The sequence below is a fragment of the Serratia surfactantfaciens genome (genome assembly GCF_001642805.2).
Lineage (GTDB): Bacteria > Pseudomonadota > Gammaproteobacteria > Enterobacterales > Enterobacteriaceae > Serratia > Serratia surfactantfaciens.
In genome coordinates, this window is sequence record NZ_CP016948.1 from 433,961 (window position 1) to 455,110 (window position 21,150).

General features: G+C 61.2%; 17 protein-coding genes and 1 other annotated feature. Of the genes, 13 read left to right on the forward strand and 4 right to left on the reverse strand.

Going from position 1 to position 21,150, the window contains the following annotated elements:
• Positions 1 to 26: 26 nt before the first annotated feature.
• Entirely contained in the window at positions 27 to 3,410 is a 3,384-nt protein-coding gene (gene mscK, locus ATE40_RS02050) for a mechanosensitive channel MscK (protein WP_019454169.1), read from the forward strand.
• A gap of 42 nt (positions 3,411 to 3,452) precedes the next feature.
• On the opposite strand, the gene rsmS is transcribed toward mscK, so the two are convergent.
• Both rsmS and priC read right to left on the reverse strand, forming a co-directional pair.
• Complete coding sequence (rsmS, locus tag ATE40_RS02055) at positions 3,453 to 3,632, reverse strand: pleiotropic regulatory protein RsmS (protein ID WP_016928837.1); 180 nt, start codon at positions 3,630 to 3,632, stop codon at positions 3,453 to 3,455.
• Positions 3,633 to 3,738: 106 nt separating this feature from the next.
• Positions 3,739 to 4,275 (reverse strand): primosomal replication protein PriC, encoded by a 537-nt coding sequence (gene priC, locus ATE40_RS02060; RefSeq protein ID WP_063918850.1) that lies wholly within the window; start codon positions 4,273 to 4,275, stop codon positions 3,739 to 3,741.
• Between the two features lie 134 nt (positions 4,276 to 4,409).
• Here priC and ATE40_RS02065 point away from each other — a divergent pair, with 134 nt between their 5' ends.
• From ATE40_RS02065 to ATE40_RS02120, 12 genes are all read left to right on the forward strand, one after another.
• Positions 4,410 to 4,790, forward strand: coding sequence for a DUF454 family protein (locus ATE40_RS02065; protein ID WP_019454167.1), 381 nt, complete (start codon positions 4,410 to 4,412; stop codon positions 4,788 to 4,790).
• A gap of 153 nt (positions 4,791 to 4,943) precedes the next feature.
• The gene (gene apt / locus ATE40_RS02070; RefSeq protein ID WP_019454166.1) at positions 4,944 to 5,495 is read left to right on the forward strand and encodes an adenine phosphoribosyltransferase; all 552 of its coding nucleotides are present in this window, start codon (positions 4,944 to 4,946) and stop codon (positions 5,493 to 5,495) included.
• A 92-nt stretch (positions 5,496 to 5,587) separates the two neighbouring features.
• Positions 5,588 to 7,546 (forward strand): DNA polymerase III subunit gamma/tau, encoded by a 1,959-nt coding sequence (gene dnaX, locus ATE40_RS02075; RefSeq protein ID WP_063918851.1) that lies wholly within the window; start codon positions 5,588 to 5,590, stop codon positions 7,544 to 7,546.
• Positions 6,879 to 6,943, forward strand: a sequence feature (DnaX frameshifting element). Its footprint overlaps the gene before it by 65 nt.
• Positions 7,547 to 7,587: 41 nt before the next feature.
• Entirely contained in the window at positions 7,588 to 7,917 is a 330-nt protein-coding gene (locus ATE40_RS02080; RefSeq protein ID WP_004940264.1) for a YbaB/EbfC family nucleoid-associated protein, read from the forward strand.
• Complete coding sequence (recR, locus tag ATE40_RS02085) at positions 7,917 to 8,522, forward strand: recombination mediator RecR (RefSeq protein ID WP_004940263.1); 606 nt, start codon at positions 7,917 to 7,919, stop codon at positions 8,520 to 8,522. The genes ATE40_RS02080 and recR overlap by 1 nt, the downstream gene beginning before the upstream one ends.
• 235 nt (positions 8,523 to 8,757) lie before the next feature.
• Positions 8,758 to 10,623, forward strand: a complete 1,866-nt coding sequence (gene htpG / locus ATE40_RS02090) for a molecular chaperone HtpG (protein WP_019454163.1) — start codon at positions 8,758 to 8,760, stop codon at positions 10,621 to 10,623.
• 202 nt (positions 10,624 to 10,825) lie between these two features.
• A complete protein-coding gene (gene adk, locus ATE40_RS02095) occupies positions 10,826 to 11,470 on the forward strand; it encodes an adenylate kinase (protein ID WP_004940261.1) in 645 nt (214 codons plus the stop codon).
• A 166-nt stretch (positions 11,471 to 11,636) separates the two neighbouring features.
• Positions 11,637 to 12,770: a sugar diacid recognition domain-containing protein gene (locus ATE40_RS02100; RefSeq protein WP_063918852.1), complete on the forward strand. Its 1,134-nt coding sequence runs from the start codon at positions 11,637 to 11,639 to the stop codon at positions 12,768 to 12,770.
• A 119-nt stretch (positions 12,771 to 12,889) separates the two neighbouring features.
• Entirely contained in the window at positions 12,890 to 14,155 is a 1,266-nt protein-coding gene (locus tag ATE40_RS02105) for a GntP family permease (RefSeq protein WP_016928831.1), read from the forward strand.
• Positions 14,156 to 14,164: 9 nt separating this feature from the next.
• Complete coding sequence (locus ATE40_RS02110; protein WP_019454161.1) at positions 14,165 to 15,328, forward strand: glycerate kinase; 1,164 nt, start codon at positions 14,165 to 14,167, stop codon at positions 15,326 to 15,328.
• A gap of 119 nt (positions 15,329 to 15,447) precedes the next feature.
• Entirely contained in the window at positions 15,448 to 16,410 is a 963-nt protein-coding gene (hemH, locus tag ATE40_RS02115) for a ferrochelatase (protein ID WP_019454160.1), read from the forward strand.
• A 90-nt stretch (positions 16,411 to 16,500) separates the two neighbouring features.
• Positions 16,501 to 17,805 carry an inosine/guanosine kinase gene (locus tag ATE40_RS02120; RefSeq protein WP_019454159.1) on the forward strand — a complete coding sequence of 435 codons (1,305 nt, stop codon included), beginning with the start codon at positions 16,501 to 16,503 and terminating at the stop codon, positions 17,803 to 17,805.
• A 56-nt stretch (positions 17,806 to 17,861) separates the two neighbouring features.
• On the opposite strand, the gene ybaL is transcribed toward ATE40_RS02120, so the two are convergent.
• Positions 17,862 to 19,553 carry a YbaL family putative K(+) efflux transporter gene (gene ybaL / locus ATE40_RS02125; RefSeq protein WP_025160055.1) on the reverse strand — a complete coding sequence of 564 codons (1,692 nt, stop codon included), beginning with the start codon at positions 19,551 to 19,553 and terminating at the stop codon, positions 17,862 to 17,864.
• 246 nt (positions 19,554 to 19,799) lie between these two features.
• On the reverse strand, positions 19,800 to 21,020 hold the full coding sequence (locus ATE40_RS02130) for an MFS transporter (RefSeq protein WP_063918853.1): 1,221 nt from the start codon (positions 21,018 to 21,020) through the stop codon (positions 19,800 to 19,802).
• Positions 21,021 to 21,150 lie beyond the last annotated feature (130 nt).

Below are 21,150 nucleotides of genomic sequence, written 5' to 3' on the forward strand. Positions count from 1 at the left end.
CTTCTTTACCGATCCGAAGCTAAATCATGCATCGCTGGTTGACTCTGCCTTCTCTGGCGCCGCTCTCGTTTGTCGGCGCATGCCGGCGGCGCATCGCCGCCGCGACACTCCTTTTCCTGATTTGCGCGTTCATCTTTCCGGCGCAGGCGGCGCTGAACGGCGATCTGCCGCAGCGTAGCGAAGTGCAAAGCCAGTTGGAAGCGCTGAACAAACAGAAAGCTCTGACGCCGGTCGAAAAGCTCTCCCAACAGGATTTGACCCGTACGCTGGAGCTGCTGGACGCCATCGAGCGCAACCGGCAGGACGCTGCGCAGCTCAAACAGCAGGTGCAGCAGGCGCCGGCGAAGCTTAATCAGGTCACCGCCGAGCTGGATGCGCTGAAACGGCCTGAAGACAGCGCTGCGGCGCGCGCCGCCCTATTGCCGCTGTCGCTGCGCCAGTTGGAAAGCCGGCTGTATCAAACGCTTGATGAACTGCAAAGCGCGCAGGAGAGCCTCTCCACTTACAACAGCCAACTGGTGTCGCTGCAAACTCAGCCTGAACGGGTGCAGAGCACCATGTATGCCGCTTCGCAGCGTCTGCAGGAGATCCGCAGCCAACTCAGCGGCCAGACGCCGGGGCAAGATTCGCTGCGCAACAGCCAACAGGTCATGCTGGCCACCGAACAGGCGCTGCTCAACGCGCAGCTGGAGCTGCAGCGCAAAAGCCTGGAAGCCAATACCACTTTGCAGGATCTGCTGCAAAAGCAGCGCGACTACACGACGGCGCATATCGACGCGCTGGATCGCTCGGTGCAGCTGCTGCAGGAGATCGTCAACAGCAAGCGGTTGACGCTGTCTGAAAAGACCGCCAAAGAGGCGCAGAACCCGGAAGACGCCACCGATATCCAGCACGATCAGCTGGTCAGCAAGCAGCTGGACGTCAACCGTCAACTGAGCCAGCGGCTGATCGCCGCTACCGAAGAGAGCAACACGCTATTCCAGCAGAACATTCGGGTCAAAAACTGGCTCGATCGCGGGCTGCAGGCGGAGCGCAACCTGAAAGAGCAGATCCAGGTGCTGAAGGGCAGCTTGGTGTTGTCGCGCATTTTGTATCAGCAGCAGCAAAGTTTGCCGCAGGGCACGCTGTTGGCGGACATGGACACGCGCATCGCCGATCTGCGGCTGGAACAGTTCGACATTAATCAGCAGCGCGACGATCTGTTCAAGGGCGAGGATTACATCAACCAACTGGTGACCGAGAGCAAGGAAAAGGCCGGCCCGGAGGTGATCGACGCGCTGAACGAAATTATCGATATGCGCCGCGAGCTGCTGGATCAGCTGAATAAGCAGCTCAGCAACCAGCTGTCGCTGTCGATCAATCTGCAGATCAACCAGCAGCAGCTGACCAGCGTCTACGGTTCGTTGCAGGATACGCTGACCCAGCAGATTTTCTGGGTCAACAGCAACAAACCGGTCGATCTGGCGTGGCTCAAGGCGATGCCCGAGGCGGTGCGCGATCAGCTCGCCGGGCTCGATATCAAATTTGACGGCGGCAAGCTGGTGCAGGGCGGGTTGAATGCGCTGGTGTTCCTGATCCCGCTGCTGTTGGCGATCGGCGTGTTGCGCTGGCGCTACCGGCTGATCGACAACCATTTGCAAAAGCTGGCCAACGACGTGGGGCAACTGAAGCGCGACAGCCAACTGCACACGCCGAAGGCCATCGCGCTGACCTTGTTGAAGGTACTGCCAGGCGCCGCGCTGCTGCTCGGCATCGGTTTCTGGATGTATCGCGCCGATTTCGGCATCAGCGACTTTATCTGGGCGCTGTCGCAGCAGCTGGCGCTGTCGTGGCTGGTGTTCGGCTTCAGCTATCGGATGCTGAAACCGGGCGGTATCGCCGAGCGGCATTTCAACTTCGGGGCCAATCTGTGCGCGCATTACCGCCGTCAGACGCTGCGTCTGGGGCTGGCGCTGCAGCCGTTGATCTTCTGGTCGGTATTGGGCGAGAAGGCGCCGCTGCGCCTGGTGGAAGACGTCATCGGCCAGATCGTGGTGATGCTGACGCTGGCGCTGCTCGCGGTGCTGGTGTTCCCGCTGTGTCGCGACAGCTGGCGCGAAAAGGGCTCGCACGCCGTGCGGCTGGTGGTGGTTACCGCCATCGCCGCCACGCCGCTGATCCTGCTGGGGCTGATGTTCGCCGGTTACTTCTATACCACGCTGCGATTGGCCAGCCGTTGGATAGACAGCCTGTACCTGTTCTTCCTGTGGAATATCGTGTATCTGACCGCGCTGCGCGGCCTGAGCGTGGCGGCGCGGCGCCTGGCCTACCGGCGCGCGTTGGCGCGGCGGCAAAACGTAGCGAAAGAGGGGGCTGAAGGCGGCGAACCGGTGGTGGAAGAGCCGCCGCTGGCGCTCGATCAGATCAACCAGCAATCGCTGCGCCTGACCACCCTGGTGCTGTTCGCCATCTTCGCCAGCGCCTTCTACGCCATTTGGTCGGATTTGGTGACGGTTATCGCTTACCTGGACAGCATCACGCTGTGGCATTACACCAGCACCGTGGCGGGCAGCAGCGTGGCGCAGGCGGTGACGCTGGGCAATATGATGGTGGCGATCGCCGCGGTGATCGTCGCTTATGTTCTCACCCGCAACCTGCCCGGTCTGCTGGAAGTGGTGGTGCTGTCGCGGCTGCAGCTGCGGCAGGGGACTTCCTACGCCATCACCACCGTGCTCACCTACCTGATTACCGCCGTGGGGGCGGTGGTCGCTCTGGGATCGCTCGGCGTAGCCTGGGACAAACTGCAGTGGCTGGCCGCCGGTTTGACGGTCGGGTTAGGCTTCGGGTTGCAGGAGATCTTCGCCAACTTCGTCTCCGGTCTGATCATTCTGTTCGAACGCCCGATCCGCATCGGCGATACCATCACTATCGGCACTTTCTCCGGTTCGGTCAGCCGGATCCGCATTCGCGCCACCACCATTACCGACTTCGATCGCAAAGAGGTGATCATCCCGAACAAGGCGTTCGTCACCGAGCGGCTGATCAACTGGTCGCTGTCCGACACCATCACTCGTGTGCTGATCAAGGTGGGGGTGGCTTACGGCTCCGATCTCGATAAGGTGAAAAAGGTGTTGCTGCAGGCGGCGCACGACAATCCGCGGGTGATGACCGATCCCGAACCGCAGGTGTTCTTCCTCAACTTCGGTGCCAGCACGCTGGATCACGAACTGCGGCTGTATGTGCGCGAACTGCGCGATCGCAGCTATACCGTGGACGAATTGAACCGCTCAATCGATCGCCTGTGCCGGGAAAACGGCATCGATATTGCCTTCAATCAGCTGGAGGTGTATCTGCATAACCAGCAGGGCAATGAAGTGCAGGAAGTGAAGAGAACGCTGTCGCCGGATGAAGGCGGCCAGACGGCGGGCTGATGAAGAAAGAAGAGGCGAAAGGGACAGCGGCGCTGTCCCTTATTACTGTCCGGCGGGCAGATAGGGGGAGGTGACGCCGGCGCGCTGCAGCTTTTCCTGATAATCCCGTTTGACGATATCCAGCGCCGCCAGTGCGGTAGCCGGATCGATTTCGTTGCATTCCAACAGGTAGATCAAGTCTACCGCCAGCTGCAGTTCGGGTGAGGCGTTTTCCAGAGACATGGCACCTGCGCTTATTGATTAATGAGATGAAAAATTCACGTATCGGCAAAGTATAGTGAACCCGGCGCGCAACCGGGAATAATCATTAAAATATTGTGATAAATCTTCAAAAACCGTTTTCTTTGCGTTCGATATTGCGCTCGATGCGCGCCAGCGCCTGACGACAGCGCATCAGCCGCCCCTCCAGCGCCGCCAGCTCGTGCTGCAGCTTTTGCTGCGCCGCCAGCGTGGTCTGGCGCCCCAGCAGGCTTTCCCGATCCTGAATCATGGCGATCAGCCGGCGTTCGTAGTCCTGATGCTCGGCCAGCTTGTGGTACAGATCGGCCTCGGGGGCTTCTTTCGGCTGGTTCTTGCGCCGCAGCGCCTGGGTCGCCAGTTCGCGATGCAGGGCGGCGATCTGGGCTACCAGCTTTTCGGCCAGAAAGGCCACCTGACTGGCGCGGCTGTCGTTGGCTGCGTGTTGCAACTGGGCGAAGTTTTTCTCCACCTCGGCCAGATAGTCGCGCAGCCGCGTGCCGCGGTTGGCGAACAGGGCGGCGTCGAAGCGCGCCTGCGGGATCGGAACATCGCCGCGCGGGGTGACCTCGGCCGCCAGCGCCGCGATCTGCTGTGCCAACACCTGTAATAGACGCTGAGTGCTCACATAAGCTCCCTCTTGATTTCAACAGGCGTAAGCTTGCCCGCGATCCTGCCGTGAAACAAGCGCCGCACGCATATTCCGCCGGCGCGGCGCCGATGCTACAGTAGGCGGCAACCGATTGAGGAGCGAAGAGCCGCATGACGCGTGGGTTATTGATCATTTTAGGCTGGCTGGCGGTGGTGCTGGCGACGTTGGGCGTGGTGCTGCCGCTGCTGCCGACCACGCCGTTCCTGCTGTTGGCCGCCTGGTGCTTCGCCCGCTCTTCGCCGCGCTTTCATCACTGGCTGCTGCACCGCTCCTGGTTCGGTCCTTACCTGCGCCACTGGCAGCAGCATCGCGCGCTGCCGCCGGGGGCGAAGTGGAAGGCGGTGCTGGTGATCGTGCTCACCTTCGCCTGTTCGCTGTGGCTGGTGAAAATCTGGTGGGTGCGCGGGCTGTTGCTGCTGATGCTGGCTATTTTGCTGACCTTTATGCTGCGCCTGCCGGTTATTGACCTGTCGCAACAAAAACAGCGCTGATTGTGCGCCGCCGGTTGCATTTGTCCGCCAGTTTGCATAGATTTGGGCGTTTTCGTGCGCGGATCGCCTACCATTTCTTCTCCGGTGTGTTTCTCCCGGAGGCGGTGGGTGAGCGGCGCACCGGTTTTCAGGCAGTTTTATCAGGCAACAATTATGACCGCTACTGCGCAGCAGCTTCAGTTTATTAAAGACAGTATCAAAACCATCCCGGATTATCCGAAGCCGGGCATCCTGTTCCGCGACGTGACCAGCCTGCTGGAAAACCCGTTGGCCTACGCCGCCAGCATCGAGCTGCTGGTTGAGCGCTATCGCGAAGCGGGCGTGACCAAGGTGGTGGGTACCGAAGCGCGTGGTTTCCTGTTCGGCGCGCCCGTCGCGCTGGCATTGGGCGTCGGTTTCGTGCCGGTGCGCAAACCGGGCAAACTGCCGCGCGCCACGCTCAGCGAAAGCTATGAGCTGGAGTACGGCACCGACAAGCTGGAGATCCATACCGACGCCATCACCGCGGGTGACAAAGTGCTGGTGGTGGACGATCTGCTGGCGACCGGCGGCACCATCGAAGCGACCACCAAACTGATCCGCCGCCTGGGCGGTGAAGTAAAAGACGCCGCGTTCATCATCAACCTGCCGGATCTGGGCGGGGAAGCGCGTCTGAACAAGCTGGGCATCGATTGCTACTGCCTGGTGGATTTCGCCGGTCATTGATGCGGCATCGCCCCTCGGGCACAACGGCCTCGCGGATCGCCGCGGGGCTGTGTTAGCATGACCCTCCAGATTACTCGACTTCTCCGGTATTAATGAGCTATCAGGTTCTCGCCCGTAAGTGGCGCCCTCAAACGTTCGCAGACGTGGTCGGCCAGGAACATGTCCTGACCGCGCTGGCCAACGGCCTCTCGCTGGGGCGGATCCATCACGCCTATCTGTTCTCGGGCACGCGCGGCGTGGGGAAAACCACCATCGCGCGCTTGCTGGCCAAAGGCCTGAACTGTGAAACCGGCATCACCGCCACGCCGTGCGGCCAATGCGACAACTGCCGCGAGATCGAGCAGGGCCGCTTCGTCGATCTGATCGAGATCGACGCCGCTTCACGAACCAAGGTGGAAGATACCCGCGATCTGCTGGACAACGTCCAGTACGCGCCGGCGCGCGGCCGCTTCAAGGTCTATCTGATCGATGAAGTGCACATGCTCTCGCGCCACAGCTTCAACGCCTTGCTGAAGACGCTGGAGGAGCCGCCAGCACACGTCAAATTCCTGTTGGCCACCACCGATCCGCAAAAATTGCCGGTGACCATTCTTTCCCGCTGCCTGCAGTTTCACCTCAAAGCGCTGGACGTCGATCAGATCCGTCAGCAGCTGGAAACGGTGCTGACGGCGGAACAGATCACCAGCGACGCCCGCGCGCTGCAGCTGCTGGCGCGCGCCGCCGACGGCAGCATGCGCGATGCGTTGAGCCTGACCGATCAGGCGATCGCCATGGGGCAGGGGCAGGTGACCGCCACCACCGTCAGCCAGATGCTCGGCACGCTTGATGACGAGCAGCCGCTGGCGATCCTCGAAGCGCTGGTCAGCGCCGACGGCGAAAAGGTGATGGCGCAGGTCGCGCAGGCCGCTTCGCGCGGCGTGGACTGGGAAAATCTGCTGGTGGAGACGCTGGCGCTATTGCACCGCATTGCGATGGTGCAGCTACTGCCTTCGATGCTCGACAACCACTACGCCGCCGTGGAACAACGGCTGCGTGAGCTGGCGCGCACCCTGCCGCCGGCCGATGTGCAGCTCTATTACCAGACGCTGTTGGTGGGCCGCAAAGAGCTGGCCTATGCGCCGGATCGCCGTATGGGGGTTGAGATGACCCTGCTGCGCGCGCTGGCGTTTCATCCGAAAGCGGTGATCCCGGAGCCGGTGGCGTTGGTGCAGACCGCGCCGGCGCCGATGGCGCAGCCGCAGGCCGCCGCATCGCAACAGCCGCCGCAGTTTCAGGACGCACCGCCGCCGCTAGGGCAGCCGGCCGCGCCACAGCGACAATCATCGACTCCGTTACCGGATGCCACCGCCCAGCTGTTGAAAGCGCGGTCCCAGCTGCAACGGCAGCAGGGAGCATCCACACCAAAAAAGAATGAGCCGGCGGCGCCAGGAATAGCGCGGCCGGCAAACTCGGCGCTGGGGCGTTTGGCTTCCGTGACCGAGCGTAGCCAGCAGCGCCTGGCGGAGAAGAAGGTGCCGGAAAAACCGGCGAAGCCGGAAGCCTATCGCTGGCGCGCGCAGACCGAGCCGGAAGCGGCGCCGGAACCGCTGGCGACGCCGAAAGCGCTGCGCACGGCGTTGGAACACGAGAAAACGCCGGAGCTGGCCGCCAAGCTGGTGGTGGAGTCGCTGGAGCGCGATGCCTGGGCGGCGGAAATCGATAAGTTGAAGATCCCGAAACTGGTGCAGCAGCTGGCGTTAAACGCCTTCAAGCAGCAGCCGGAGCCGGGCAAAATTAGCCTCCATCTGCGGTCTTCGCAGCGCCATCTGAATTCGCCTTCGGCGCAGAAGACGCTGGCCGACGCGCTCGGTGAGCTGTATGGCAACCCGGTTGAGCTGACCGTGGTGGAGGACGATAATCCGGCGGAGCGCACCCCGTTGGAATGGCGACAAGCCATCTATGAAGAAAAACTGGCGCAGGCGCGCCAGTCCATCGATGCGGATACCAACATTCAGACGTTGCGCCGGTTCTTCGACGCGGACCTGGATGAAGAGAGTATTCGCCCCCTTTAAACGCTGCGCAACGTGCGCGGCCCTAGCGACGAGAGACGACTATGTTTGGTAAAGGCGGTCTGGGCAACCTGATGAAGCAAGCCCAGCAAATGCAAGAAAAAATGCAGCAGATGCAGGAAGAAGTCGCCAAATTGGAAGTGACCGGCGAGTCTGGCGCGGGCCTGGTGAAAGTGACCATCAACGGTGCGCACAACTGCCGCCGTGTGGAGATCGATCCAAGCCTGATGGAAGACGACAAAGAGATGCTGGAAGATCTGATCGCCGCTGCGTTTAACGACGCCGCGCGCCGCATCGAAGAGACTCAGAAAGAGAAAATGGCCTCCGTTTCCAGCGGCATGCAGTTGCCGCCTGGCTTCAAGATGCCGTTCTGATGCAAACCAGCCCGCTCCTTGAATCCCTGATGGAGGCGCTGCGCTGCCTGCCGGGCGTCGGCCCGAAATCGGCGCAGCGCATGGCGTTCCAACTGCTGCAGCGCGATCGCAGCGGCGGCATGCGCCTGGCGCAGGCGTTGACGCGCGCGATGTCGGAGATCGGCCACTGTGCCGACTGCCGCACCTTCACCGAACAGGACGTCTGCACTATCTGCGCCAATCCGCGCCGTCAGCAAAACGGCCAGATTTGCGTGGTAGAAAGCCCGGCGGATATCCACGCCATCGAGCAGACCGGCCAGTTCGCCGGGCGCTACTTTGTGCTGATGGGGCATCTGTCGCCGCTGGACGGCATCGGGCCGGGCGATATCGGTCTGGATCGCCTGGAGCAACGGCTGGAAAAGGAAAGCATCACCGAAGTGATCCTCGCCACCAACCCGACGGTGGAAGGGGAGGCGACCGCCAACTACATCGCCGAGATGTGCGGCCAGTATGGCGTGCTCGCCAGCCGCATCGCCCACGGCGTGCCGGTGGGCGGCGAGCTGGAGATGGTCGACGGCACCACGCTGTCGCATTCTCTGGCCGGGCGCCACGCCATAAAGTTCTGATGTTTTCCCGGGTGGGGCCATTCGGCCCCGTCCTATCGCGAACAAAGGAGGAAAAACGTGTTTTTTCCTCCTTTGTTGTTATCAGCCGAAAATCAATAATTGGGCGCGGCCGTTCGGTCCCAGCGTTTTTTGCCAAAAATTTCCCACCGTCCGCTTGAAAAACAACACCCTGACCCTCATCTGATCCTCATTGTTCGATTTTGGTAGCCATTGTCTTTTGAGGTAATCAATGAGTATGAAAGGTCAAGAAACCCGCGGGTTCCAGTCTGAAGTAAAACAGCTGCTTCATTTGATGATCCATTCGCTGTACTCCAACAAAGAAATTTTCCTGCGCGAGCTGATTTCCAACGCCTCTGACGCCGCCGACAAGCTGCGCTTCCGCGCCCTGTCTGCGCCAGAGCTGTACGCCGGCGACGGCGAGCTGCGCGTACGCTTGTCCTTCGATAAAGAGCAGCGCACCCTGACCATCGCCGACAACGGCATCGGCATGCGCCGCGAAGAAGTGATCGAGAACCTCGGCACCATCGCCAAGTCAGGCACCAAAGCATTCCTGGAATCCATCGGTTCCGACCAGGCGAAAGACAGCCAGCTGATCGGCCAGTTCGGCGTCGGTTTCTACTCGGCGTTCATCGTGGCGGACAAAGTGACCGTGCGCACCCGCGCCGCCGGTGCCGCCGATGACGAAGGCGTGTTCTGGGAGTCCGCCGGCGAAGGCGACTACACCATCGCCGACATCACTAAAGAGACCCGCGGCACCGAAATCACCCTGCATCTGCGCGAAGGCGAAGATGAGTACCTCGACGCCTGGCGCCTGCGCTCGGTGATCGGCAAATATTCCGATCACATCGCTTTGCCGGTGGAGATCGAAAGCAAGAACGAAGAAGACGATACCGTCACCTGGGAGAAGATCAACAAGGCGCAGGCCCTGTGGACCCGCAGCAAGGCTGACGTGACCGACGAAGAGTACAAAGAGTTCTACAAACACATCGCTCACGACTTCACCGATCCGCTGAGCTGGAGCCACAACCGGGTGGAAGGCAAGCAGGAGTACACCAGCCTGCTGTATATTCCGGCCCAGGCGCCGTGGGACATGTGGAACCGCGATCACAAGCACGGCCTGAAGCTGTACGTGCAGCGCGTGTTCATCATGGACGACGCCGAGCAGTTCATGCCGAACTACCTGCGCTTCGTGCGCGGCCTGATCGATTCCAACGATCTGCCGCTGAACGTGTCGCGCGAGATCCTGCAAGACAGCCGCGTGACGCAAAACCTGCGCGGCGCGCTGACCAAGCGCGTGCTGCAGATGCTGGATAAACTGGCCAAAGACGACGCCGAAGGCTACCAGAAATTCTGGCAGCAATTCGGTCTGGTGCTGAAAGAGGGGCCGGCGGAAGACAACGGCAATCAGGAAGCGATCGCCAAACTGCTGCGCTTCGCCACCACTCACGGCGACAGCTCGGCGCAGACCGTGTCGCTGGAAGAGTACGTCGGCCGCATGGCGGAAGGGCAGGAGAAGATTTACTACATCACTGCCGACAGCTACGCCGCCGCCAAGAGCAGCCCGCACCTGGAGTTGTTCCGCAAGAAAGGCATCGAAGTGCTGCTGCTGTCCGATCGCATCGACGAGTGGATGATGAGCTACCTGACCGAGTTTGACGGCAAGGCGTTCCAGTCGGTCAGCAAAGCGGATGAAGCGCTGGACAAACTGGCGGATGAAACCGAAGAGCAGAAAGCCGCCGAGAAGCAGCTGGAACCGTTCGTCGAACGCGTGAAAACCCTGCTGGGCGAGCGCGTGAAGGATGTGCGCCTGACGCACCGCCTGACCGATACGCCGGCGATCGTGGTGACCGACGCCGACGAAATGAGCACCCAGATGGCCAAGCTGTTCGCCGCCGCTGGTCAACAGGCGCCGGAAGTGAAGTACATTTTCGAGCTTAATCCCGAGCATGCGTTGGTCAAACGAGCATCCGACGTGGGCGATAACGAACATTTCGCCGAATGGATCGACCTGTTATTGGATCAGGCGCTGCTGGCTGAACGCGGTACGCTGGAGGATCCGAACCTGTTCATCCGTCGCATGAATAAGTTGTTGTCCGCCTAAAGTTGAAGATATGCGCCCTTAACGGCACAGTTAGGGGCGCGTTTTCGTTTTTTCCCCGCATTTTCTCGCCTTTTGTTCGTCTGTTTTTTTGCACATTCCGCAATCGATTTCCTTCGCGCGCCTTGAGCCTGCCCCCCCTGAAATGGTATCGTTGAGCGTTTTCGCAATTTTATAAAAACTACATAGCAAGGGGATTTACGCAATGCGTATCATTCTGCTGGGCGCTCCGGGCGCTGGTAAAGGTACTCAGGCTCAATTCATCATGGAGAAATACGGCATTCCGCAAATCTCCACCGGTGATATGTTGCGCGCAGCCGTGAAGGCCGGCAGTGAACTGGGCAAGCAGGCGAAAGAGATCATGGACGCCGGCAAGCTGGTGACCGATGAGCTGGTGATCGCGCTGGTCAAAGAGCGCATCGCTCAGGAAGATTGCCGCAAGGGCTTCCTGCTGGACGGTTTCCCACGCACTATTCCGCAGGCTGACGCGATGAAAGAAGCCGGCATCAACGTGGACTTCGTGCTGGAGTTCGACGTGCCGGACGAGCTGATCGTTGACCGCATCGTTGGCCGCCGCGTGCACGCGCCGTCCGGCCGCGTATACCACGTGAAGTTCAATCCGCCGCAGGTGGAAGGCAAAGACGACGTGACCGGCGAAGAGCTGACCACGCGCAAGGACGATCAGGAAGAGACCGTGCGCAAGCGCCTGGTGGAATACCATCAGATGACCGCGCCGCTGATCTCTTACTACAGCAAAGAAGCGGCGGCGGGCAACACCCAATACCGCAAAATCGACGGCACCCGCAAGGTTGCCGAAGTGAGCGCAGAGCTGGCGACCATCCTCGGTTGATCGCAAGCGGGTTGTGCATGACGCCGGGCCAGTGGCCCGGCGTTTTTTTTGGCCGTTTTCCCGCCAAACTGTGATCGCGGCGGCTTGTTGCGGCCGTGCCCATTAATCGCCCGTGCCAAATGGCGTATAACAAGCCTGCGTTTTCACCACCAGCAGGGAGCCGGCCATGCTCAGACAAACCAATCTTCTGGCGGAAGCCACCGCGCGCCAGATCGTCCAGCGGGCGATGGGCATCATCAGCCATTCCGTCAACGTGATGGACAGCAACGGCGTGATCATCGCCTCCGGCAATCCGCAGCGTCTGTTTCAGCGCCATGAGGGCGCGGTGCTGGCGTTGGCGGAGAATCGGGTGGTGGAGATCGATCGCGCCACCGCCGAGCATCTGAAAGGGGTGCGGCCCGGCATCAACCTGCCGTTCAGCTTTCGCAATCAGCGGGTGGGAGTGATCGGCATTTCCGGTGAGCCGGCCGAGGTGCGCGCTTACGCCGAGCTGGTCAAGATGGCGGCGGAGATGATGGTGGAGCAGGCGGCGCTGCTGGATCAGCATCAGTGGGAAAAACGCTACCGGGAAGAGCTGGCGAATCAGCTGCTGCAGCCACAGCCGAACACCGCATCGCTGGAAGCGATGGCGGCGTATCTGGGGTTGGACCTGCGCCAGGCGCGCATGGTGTGGATCGTCGAGCTGCAAGAGGCGCAGCCGCACCTGCTGCGTGAGCTGCTGGCGGAGCTGGAAGCCACCCAGCGCGATGCGTTGATCGCCATTACCGGCTTCAATGAGATGACCCTGCTGCGCCCGGCCTGTATGGCGCAGGGCGAATGGAGCCTGAAGCTGGAGCGCCAACAGGCGCAGCGTTTGCAAAACCAGCTTAAACACCGTTTTCGGGTGCGGCTGATCGTCGGCGGTTTTTATGACGATCCGCAAAGCGCCTACCGCTCCAGCCTGACGGCGCGCGCCACCCAGGCGATGGCGCAGCGCCTGAAACTGCGCCATGCCACGCTGTTCTACCACGACTATCCGTTGCCGTCGCTGTTGTGCGATCTGGGGGAGGACTGGCGTGCTCAGGAGCTGGGGCGCCCCTGGCGAACGCTGGGCGAACAGGACGAAAAAGGCGTGCTGCGCGGTACGCTGCGCCACTATTTTTCGCAGAATTGTGATCAGACGCAGACCGCCGCGCAGCTGCATATTCACGTCAATACCCTGCGTTATCGCCTGCAGCGCATCGAGGCGATAACCGGCATGAAAATCAATCAATTAACCGATGCTCTGCGGCTGTATATCGGCATGCTGATGCACGACTGAATTGTGCCAACCCACAAATTCCGCGCCGTTCCGCCGGCGATTTTTTGTTGTTTTCCCTCAGGTCTGCGCCGGGCGCGCGCGATATGTTGGCCTGCACATCAACCACGGAGAAAACAACAATGACAACCGTATCCACTCTGGGGGCGCTGGTGGCGTTAGCCGTCGCCATCGTCCTGATTCTACGCAAGGTTCCGCCGGCTTACGGCATGATTGCCGGCGCGCTGGCGGGCGGGCTGTGCGGCGGCGCCGATCTGGTGCAGACCGTGACGCTGATGATTGGCGGGGCGCAGGGCATCACCAACGCCGTGATGCGCATTCTGGCGGCGGGGGTGCTGGCCGGGGTGCTGATCGAATCCGGCGCGGCACACACCATCGCCGAAACCATCGTGCGCAAGGTGGGCGAAACCCGCGCGCTGCTGGCGCTGGCGGTGGCTACACTGATCCTGACGGCGGTGGGGGTGTTCATCGACGTGGCGGTGATCACCGTCGCGCCTATCGCACTGTCGATCGCCCAGAAGGCCGGTATTTCACGCGCGGCGATCCTGCTGGCGATGATCGGCGGCGGCAAGGCCGGCAACGTGATGTCGCCCAACCCGAACACCATCGCGGCAGCGGACAATTTCCACGTGCCGCTCACCTCGGTGATGATGGCCGGCATCGTGCCGGGGCTGTGCGGCCTGGTGGTGGCCTATCTGCTGGCGCGCCGCCTGAGCGATAAAGGCAGCAGGGTGATGGCCGAAGAGTTGACTCAGCATGCCGAAGGGGCGCGGCCGGGCTTTGCCGCGGCGATCAGCGCGCCGCTGGTGGCGATCCTGCTGCTGTCGCTACGGCCGATCGCCGGGATCGCCGTCGATCCGCTGATCGCGTTGCCGGCCGGCGGTTTGGCGGGCGCGCTATTGATGGGGCGCATTCGCCAGTGCAATCAGTTTATGGTCTCCGGCCTGTCGCGCATGGCGCCGGTGGCGATCATGCTGCTCGGCACCGGCACGCTGGCAGGCATCATCGCCAACTCGGCGCTGAAGGATGTCCTGATTAACGGCTTAACGCATACCGGGCTGCCGGCCTGGTTGCTGGCGCCGCTGTCCGGCGCGCTGATGTCGATGGCAACCGCGTCGACCACCGCCGGCACCGCCGTAGCGTCCGGGGTATTCAGTTCCACGCTGCTGGAACTGGGGGTGAGCGGGTTGGCCGGCGCGGCGATGATCCATGCGGGCGCGACGGTGCTGGATCACCTGCCGCACGGCAGCTTCTTCCACGCCACCGGCGGCAGCGTCAATATGGCGGTGCACGAGCGGCTGAAGCTGCTGCCGTATGAGACGCTGGTGGGGTTCACCATCGCGGCAATCTCGGCGCTGATGTTTGGCGTATTTAACCTGGCGGGATAAGGAACAGTGATGAAAACGCTGAAAAAAGTGGTTATTGCCCCGGATTCTTTCAAAGAGAGCCTGAGTGCGCTCGGCGTCGCCGACGCTATCGAGCGGGGATTCCGTCAAATCTACCCGCAGGCGCACTACGTGAAGTTGCCGATGGCGGACGGCGGTGAAGGGACTGTGGAGTCGATGGTGGCGGCCACCGGCGGCGAAATCGTCCAGGTGACGGTCACCGGGCCGCTGGGCGAGTCGGTGCAGGGATTTTATGGCCTGCTGGGCGACGGTGAAACCGCGGTGATTGAAATGGCCGCCGCTTCCGGGCTGCATCTGGCGCCGCCTAATCGGCGCGATCCGCGCATCACCACCAGCTACGGCACCGGTGAACTGATGTTGGCGGCGTTGGAGCGCGGCGTGAAGGCGATCATTCTCGGCATCGGCGGGAGCGCCACCAACGACGGCGGCGCCGGGATGATGCAGGCGCTGGGCGTCAAACTGCTGGATCGGGATCGCCGGCCGCTGCCGGTGGGCGGAGCGGCCCTGGCGCAGCTGGCGCATCTCGATCTCGCCGGGCTGGATGCGCGTTGGCAACGGGTGAGCGTGACCGCCGCCTGTGACGTCGATAATCCGCTGTGCGGCGAAAAGGGCGCGTCGGCGGTGTTCGGGCCGCAGAAGGGGGCGACGCCGGAGATGGTGGCGCAGCTCGATGCGGCGTTGCATCACTATGGCGAACTGCTGGAGCGGGAAACCGGCCGCGCCGTGCTCACCCAGCCGGGCGCGGGGGCGGCGGGCGGCATGGGGGCGGCGCTGCTCGGCATGCTCGATGCGCGCTTGCGGCCGGGCATCGAGATCGTCACCGAAACCCTGCGCCTGGATGAGGCGGTGCGCGATGCCGACTTGGTGATCACCGGCGAAGGGCGGTTGGATAGCCAGTCGATCCACGGCAAAACGCCGATTGGCGTGGCGCGGGTGGCCAAGCGTCACGGCGTGCCGGTGATCGCCATCGCCGGTAGCCTGACGCCGGATTATCAGGTGGTGCATCAGCACGGCATCGATGCGGCGTTTTCGGTGCTCGATCGCATCGTGACGCTGGAAGAGGCGTTGGCGGACGCCGATCGCAATCTGCAGGTGACGGCGCGCAACGTGGCGGCGGTATGGCAGCTGGCGCAAGGGAGAGGCTCACAGGCATAGCCTGTTGCTGTTATCGGTTTCGACGCAGGACTTTTCCGTTACAATAGCCGGCATTAATGGCTGCTGACATCCCGACCCAGAACGGAATGCCGGCCGGAAAGGAAATGAGGGGAACTGAGATGAAGCAAGAGAAACACGGCGTATTGCTGGTGAACCTGGGCACGCCAGATGCGCCGACCTCGTCGGCGGTCAAACGCTATCTGAAGGAATTCCTCAGTGACGATCGCGTGGTCGACACGGCGCCGCTGATCTGGTGGCCGATCCTCAACGGCGCGATCCTGCCGATCCGTTCGCCGCGCGTGGCGAAGCTCTACCAATCGGTGTGGATGGCAGAAGGCTCACCGCTGCTGGTGTACAGCCGCCGCCAACAGCGGGCGCTGGCGGCGCGCATGCCGAATACGCCGGTGGAGCTGGGCATGAGCTATGGCTCGCCGAGCCTGGCGGAAGCCATCGACAAGCTGCTGGCGCAAGGCGTGACTAACCTGGTGGTGTTGCCGCTCTATCCGCAATATTCCTGCTCCACCAGTGCGGCGGTATGGGATGGCGTAGCGCGGGTGCTGAAAGGCTATCGCCGCTTGCCGTCGGTGGCCTTCATTCGCGATTATGCCGAACACCCGGCCTATATCGCCGCGCTGCAGCAAAGCGTGGAGCGTTCATTCGCCGAACACGGCCAGCCGGATCGGTTGGTGCTGTCATTCCATGGCATCCCCAAACGCTATGCGCGTCTGGGCGACGACTACCCGCAGCGCTGCGAGGATACGCTGCGTGCGCTGAGCGCCACGCTGCCGCTGGCGCCGGAGCGAGTGATGATGACCTACCAGTCGCGCTTCGGCCGCGAGCCGTGGTTGACGCCGTACACCGATGAAACCCTGAAGGGGTTGCCGGCGCAGGGCGTGAAGCACATTCAGCTGATCTGCCCCGGTTTTTCGGCGGACTGCCTGGAAACGCTGGAAGAGATCAAAGAGCAGAACCGCGAGATCTTCCTCAAGGCCGGCGGCGAAAAGTTTGAGTACATCTCTGCGCTGAACGATGAACCGGCGCATATCGATATGATGCAGCAGTTGGTGGCGCAGCGTCTGTAATCATTCATAATCTGTATATTAGGTGCATCATGATCGGGCGGGGATGTGTTAACATTCTCCGCTTGTTAAACCGTCACCACCGCCAATCACATGAAATTTCCTGGTAAACGCAAGTCCAAACACTATTTTCCGGTGAGCGCCCGCGATCCGCTTCTGCAGCAGGCCCAGCCCGAAAGTGAAATCAGCACCTCGTATATCGTCGGCATCGACCAGACGCTGGTGGATATCGAGGCGAAAGTGGACGACGCTTTTGTCCAGCGCTACGGCCTGAGTCTGGGCCACTCTCTGGTGATCGAAGACGACGTCGCCGAGGCGCTGTATCAGGAACTGAACGAAAATAATCTGGTCACCCATCAGTTCGCCGGCGGCACCATCGGCAATACCATGCACAACTATTCGGTGCTGGCGGACGACCGTTCGGTGCTGCTCGGCGTGATGTGCAGCAACGTGAAAATCGGCAGCTACGCCTACCGTTACCTGTGCAATACCTCCAGCCGCACCGATCTTAACTATCTGCAGGGCGTAGACGGCGCCATCGGCCGCTGCTTCACGCTGATCGGTGAAAGCGGCGAGCGCACCTTCGCCATCAACCCCGGCCAGATGAATCAGCTGCGCCCGGAAAGCATTCCGGAAGAGGTGATCGCCGGCGCGTCGGCGCTGGTGTTGAGCTCTTATCTGGTGCGCTGCAAGGAGGGCGAGCCGATGAAGGCCGCCACCCTGCAGGCGATCGAATACGCCAAAAAACACGATGTGCCGGTAGTGCTGACCCTGGGCACCAAGTACGTGATCGCCGACAACCCGCAGTGGTGGCGCGACTTCCTGAAGGAAAACGTGTCGATTCTGGCGATGAACGAAGACGAAGCGCTGGAGCTGACCGGGCTGAGCGATCCGCTCACCGCCTCGGACATGGCGCTGGACTGGGTGGATTTGGTGTTGTGCACTGCCGGGCCGAGTGGCCTGTATATGGCGGGCTATACCGAAGAAGCCAACAAACGCCAGACGCAGCACCCGCTGCTGCCGGGGCATATCGCCGAGTTCAACCGCTACGAGTTCAGCCGCGCCATGCGCCGCGAGCACTGTGAAAATCCGCTGCGCGTTTATTCGCACATCGCGCCGTATATGGGCGGGCCGGAGAGGATCATGAACACCAACGGCGCCGGCGACGGCGCGCTGTCGGCGTTGCTGCACGATATCGCCGCCAACGGCTACCACCGTCACAACGTGCCGAACTCCAGCAAGCATGTGCGCAGTTACCTGACCTATTCCTCATTGGCGCAGGTGTGCAAATATGCCAACCGCGTCAGCTACCAGGTGCTGAACCAGCATTCGCCGCGCCTCACGCGCGGCCTGCCGGAGCGCGAAGACAGCCTGGAAGAGTCCTACTGGGAACGTTAACCCATTGAAAAGAAAAGGTCCGGCATGCCGGACCTTTTTTATGCGCGCGCGGCGCTTCAGATCGGGCAGCCGCCCATTTTTTCTTCTTCGCTCAGGGTATCCAGCTGCAGGATGTTCAGCATGCTGTTGGCGATCTCGCGTTCGCCCATCACCACCTGATTGGCGCCGCGATCGGTGATGTAGGCCACCTCGTCGTCGTAGTGGGCGCGGGCGATGATCTCGATGTTCGGCCGCTTGGCGCGCGCCGAGGCGACGATCTCGCCGGCCTCATAGCCGTTTGGGATGGTCAGCAGCAGCCAGCGCGCACAGTCGAGCCGCGCCAGATCCATCACTTCCGGATTGGCGGCGTTGCCCAACACCGTCTTTATGCCCTGCTCGCGCAGCGCTTCCACCCGCGGGCGGGAGTTCTCGATCACCACCAGCGGGATGCCCGCCTCGGCCAGTTTTCCGCCCAGCAGACTGCCGACGCGGCCATAGCCGACCACCAGCGCATGGTTGCACATGTCCACTGGGATCTGCTTTTCTTCTTCCACCGCCTCTTCGAGGATTTGCTCTTCGATGGTTTCGGTCTTGGCCAGATAGCGCTCCAGCAGGGTGAACAACAGCGGGTTGAGCATGATGGACAGGATCGCGCCGGCCAGCACCAGGTTGCGGCCGTGTTCCGACATCATGCCCAACGCGATGCCGAGGCCCGCCAGAATAAAGGCGAACTCGCCGATCTGCGCCAGGCTGGCGGAAATGGTCAGCGCGGTGCGCTTGGAATGGCCGAACATTTTCACCAGCAGGAACGCGGCGGCGGATTTGCCGAACACGATAATCGCCAGCGTCGCCAGCACCGCCAGCGGCTCGTTAATCACGATCATCGGATCGAACAGCATGCCGACCGAGACGAAGAACAGTACCGCGAACGCGTCGCGCAGCGGCAGGGTGTCGTGCGCCGCGCGGTGGCTCAGTTCGGACTCGTTCAGCACCATGCCGGCGAAGAAGGCGCCCAGCGCGAAGGAAACGTCGAACAGCTTCACCGCGCCATAGGCGATGCCGAGCGCCAGCGCCAATACCGCCAGGGTAAACAGCTCGCGTGAGCCGGTGCTGGCGGTTTTCGACAGGATCCACGGCACCAGGCGGCGGCCGACCACGATCATCAGCGCGATGAAGGCGATGACCTTACCGATGGTCAGCGCCAGCTCCATCAGCAGCTGACCGCTGCTGGCGTTGTCGTTGCCCAGCATGTTGCCGAAGGCCGGCAGCAACACCAGCGTCAGCACCATCGCCAAATCTTCGACGATCAGCCAGCCGATGGCGATTTGCCCGCGTTGGCTGTCGATCAGTTGCCGTTCCTCCAACGCGCGCAGCAATACCACGGTACTGGCGGTAGAGAGGCAGAGGCCAAACACCAGACCGGAGATCAGATCCCAGCCGAGCAGCTTGGACAACCCCATGCCGAGCAGCGTGGCGACGGCTATCTGCGCTACGGCGCCGGGAATGGCGATAGATTTTACTGCGAGAAGGTCTTTCAGGGAGAAGTGCAGGCCAACACCGAACATCAACAGGATAACGCCGATTTCCGCCAGTTCCGGCGCCAGTGAGGTATCGGCGACGAAACCGGGGGTGAACGGGCCGGCGAGCACCCCTGCGGCCAGATATCCCACCAGAGGGGAGATGCGCAGGCGGTTCGCCAGCATACCGAGGAGGAAGGCGAGTACTAACCCTCCGACGATGGTGGTGATGAGCGGTGTTGAATTATGCATCCATACTCCTTCTGGCTATGCATCGCGGCACGGGAGAAACGCAACAAAGTTACGAAAAGATACATTTAGTTTATTGCATTTGTTCGCGGCTTGCTTGGCTAATTTGGCCTTTTTTGTAAAAAAGCAGAGGATTTCGCTTAAGGTGCGGCAATGAGGGGGTTTTGTGCCAGATAAACCAAATAACATTGATTTATCCGTAGGATAAACCCGGATGAATAAATGGTTTCATCCGGGCCGTTCGCGGGGTTATTGCGTTTTATGCTCCATATTGGGCAGTAACGCGGTGATAATGCCGATCAGCGGCAGGAAAGCACAGATTTGGTAGACCAGTTCAATACTGGTCAAATCAGCGACATAACCAAGAACTGCCGCGCCTAATCCGCCCATACCGAAAGCAAAACCGAAGAATAACCCGGAAACCATACCGACTTTTCCGGGGATAAGCTCCTGCGCGTAAACCAGAATGGCGGAGAACGCCGAGGCGAGAATTACCCCGATAATTACCGTCAAAATGCCGGTCCAGTACAGTGATGCATAGGGTAAAACAAGCGTAAATGGCGCCGCACCGAGGATGGAGCCCCAAATAACATATTTACGCCCTATCTTGTCACCGAGAGGCCCGCCGATAATGGTGCCGGCCGCCACCGCAAACAAGAAGGCGAACAGATGAATTTGCGCGTTCTGCACCGAAATGCCGAACTTATGTATCAAATAAAAGGTGTAATAGCTGCTGATGCTGGCCAGATAGAAATATTTAGAGAAAATCAGCACCAGCAGAATGCCCATCGAGTAGGCGACGGTACGTTTTGGCAGCGGTTTCAGCATTGACGGGCTTTTGGGTTGCCCTTTAGCCACCCGATGCTGATGTTGGTACCATTTGCTGACCTGCAGCAACACCACGATCGCCAGCAGGGCCGCCAGCGAAAACCAGGCGACGTTGCCTTTGCCGTAAGGCGCGATGATCAGCGCGGCCAGCAGCGGGCCAAGCGAGCTGCCGAAGTTGCCGCCGACCTGGAACAGCGACTGCGCCAGACCGTGCCGCCCGCCGGAAGCCATGCGCGCCACGCGCGAGGACTCCGGGTGGAACACCGATGAACCGGTGCCCACCAACGCCGCCGCCAGCAGCACCAGCGGGAAGGTGTTCGCCACCGACAGCAGCAGCAGGCCGGTCAGGGTAAAGCCCATGCCGATCGGCAGAGAATAAGGCTGCGGGTGTTTATCGGTGTAATACCCAATCAGCGGTTGCAGCAGGGAGGCCGTCAGCTGATAGGTCAGGGTGATCATGCCGATCTGCACGAAGCTGAGGTGGAAATCGGCTTGCAGGATCGGGTAAATCGCCAGGATCAGCGACTGGATCATATCGTTGAGCAGGTGAGACACGCTGATGGCGCCGAGGATGGAGAAAGCGGTCCCCTTTACCGTACTGCCCTTGGCGGGCGGCATCGCGCTTTGGCTACTGTCGGTCATATTATTATTAGCCTGATAAGGTGTTGAGCACAGAGATGACATCTTAGGCAGCCCGCTCAGTTTTTACCATATCTGAAATAATCAGACTCACCTCGCAAAAATTTGAAATCAACTGTCATTGATTCGCGCT

What these genes read in the sequence shown, in the direction of transcription:
- mscK (WP_019454169.1), top strand. Translation starts at nt 27, where the DNA reads ATGCATCGCTGGTTGACTCTGCCTTCTCTGGCGCCGCTCTCGTTTGTC.
- rsmS (WP_016928837.1), bottom strand. Translation starts at nt 3,632, where the DNA reads ATGTCTCTGGAAAACGCCTCACCCGAACTGCAGCTGGCGGTAGACTTG.
- ATE40_RS02065 (WP_019454167.1), top strand. Translation starts at nt 4,410, where the DNA reads ATGACGCGTGGGTTATTGATCATTTTAGGCTGGCTGGCGGTGGTGCTG.
- apt (WP_019454166.1), top strand. Translation starts at nt 4,944, where the DNA reads ATGACCGCTACTGCGCAGCAGCTTCAGTTTATTAAAGACAGTATCAAA.
- dnaX (WP_063918851.1), top strand. Translation starts at nt 5,588, where the DNA reads ATGAGCTATCAGGTTCTCGCCCGTAAGTGGCGCCCTCAAACGTTCGCA.
- ATE40_RS02080 (WP_004940264.1), top strand. Translation starts at nt 7,588, where the DNA reads ATGTTTGGTAAAGGCGGTCTGGGCAACCTGATGAAGCAAGCCCAGCAA.
- recR (WP_004940263.1), top strand. Translation starts at nt 7,917, where the DNA reads ATGCAAACCAGCCCGCTCCTTGAATCCCTGATGGAGGCGCTGCGCTGC.
- htpG (WP_019454163.1), top strand. Translation starts at nt 8,758, where the DNA reads ATGAAAGGTCAAGAAACCCGCGGGTTCCAGTCTGAAGTAAAACAGCTG.
- adk (WP_004940261.1), top strand. Translation starts at nt 10,826, where the DNA reads ATGCGTATCATTCTGCTGGGCGCTCCGGGCGCTGGTAAAGGTACTCAG.
- ATE40_RS02100 (WP_063918852.1), top strand. Translation starts at nt 11,637, where the DNA reads ATGCTCAGACAAACCAATCTTCTGGCGGAAGCCACCGCGCGCCAGATC.
- ATE40_RS02105 (WP_016928831.1), top strand. Translation starts at nt 12,890, where the DNA reads ATGACAACCGTATCCACTCTGGGGGCGCTGGTGGCGTTAGCCGTCGCC.
- ATE40_RS02110 (WP_019454161.1), top strand. Translation starts at nt 14,165, where the DNA reads ATGAAAACGCTGAAAAAAGTGGTTATTGCCCCGGATTCTTTCAAAGAG.
- hemH (WP_019454160.1), top strand. Translation starts at nt 15,448, where the DNA reads ATGAAGCAAGAGAAACACGGCGTATTGCTGGTGAACCTGGGCACGCCA.
- ATE40_RS02120 (WP_019454159.1), top strand. Translation starts at nt 16,501, where the DNA reads ATGAAATTTCCTGGTAAACGCAAGTCCAAACACTATTTTCCGGTGAGC.
- ybaL (WP_025160055.1), bottom strand. Translation starts at nt 19,553, where the DNA reads ATGCATAATTCAACACCGCTCATCACCACCATCGTCGGAGGGTTAGTA.
- ATE40_RS02130 (WP_063918853.1), bottom strand. Translation starts at nt 21,020, where the DNA reads ATGACCGACAGTAGCCAAAGCGCGATGCCGCCCGCCAAGGGCAGTACG.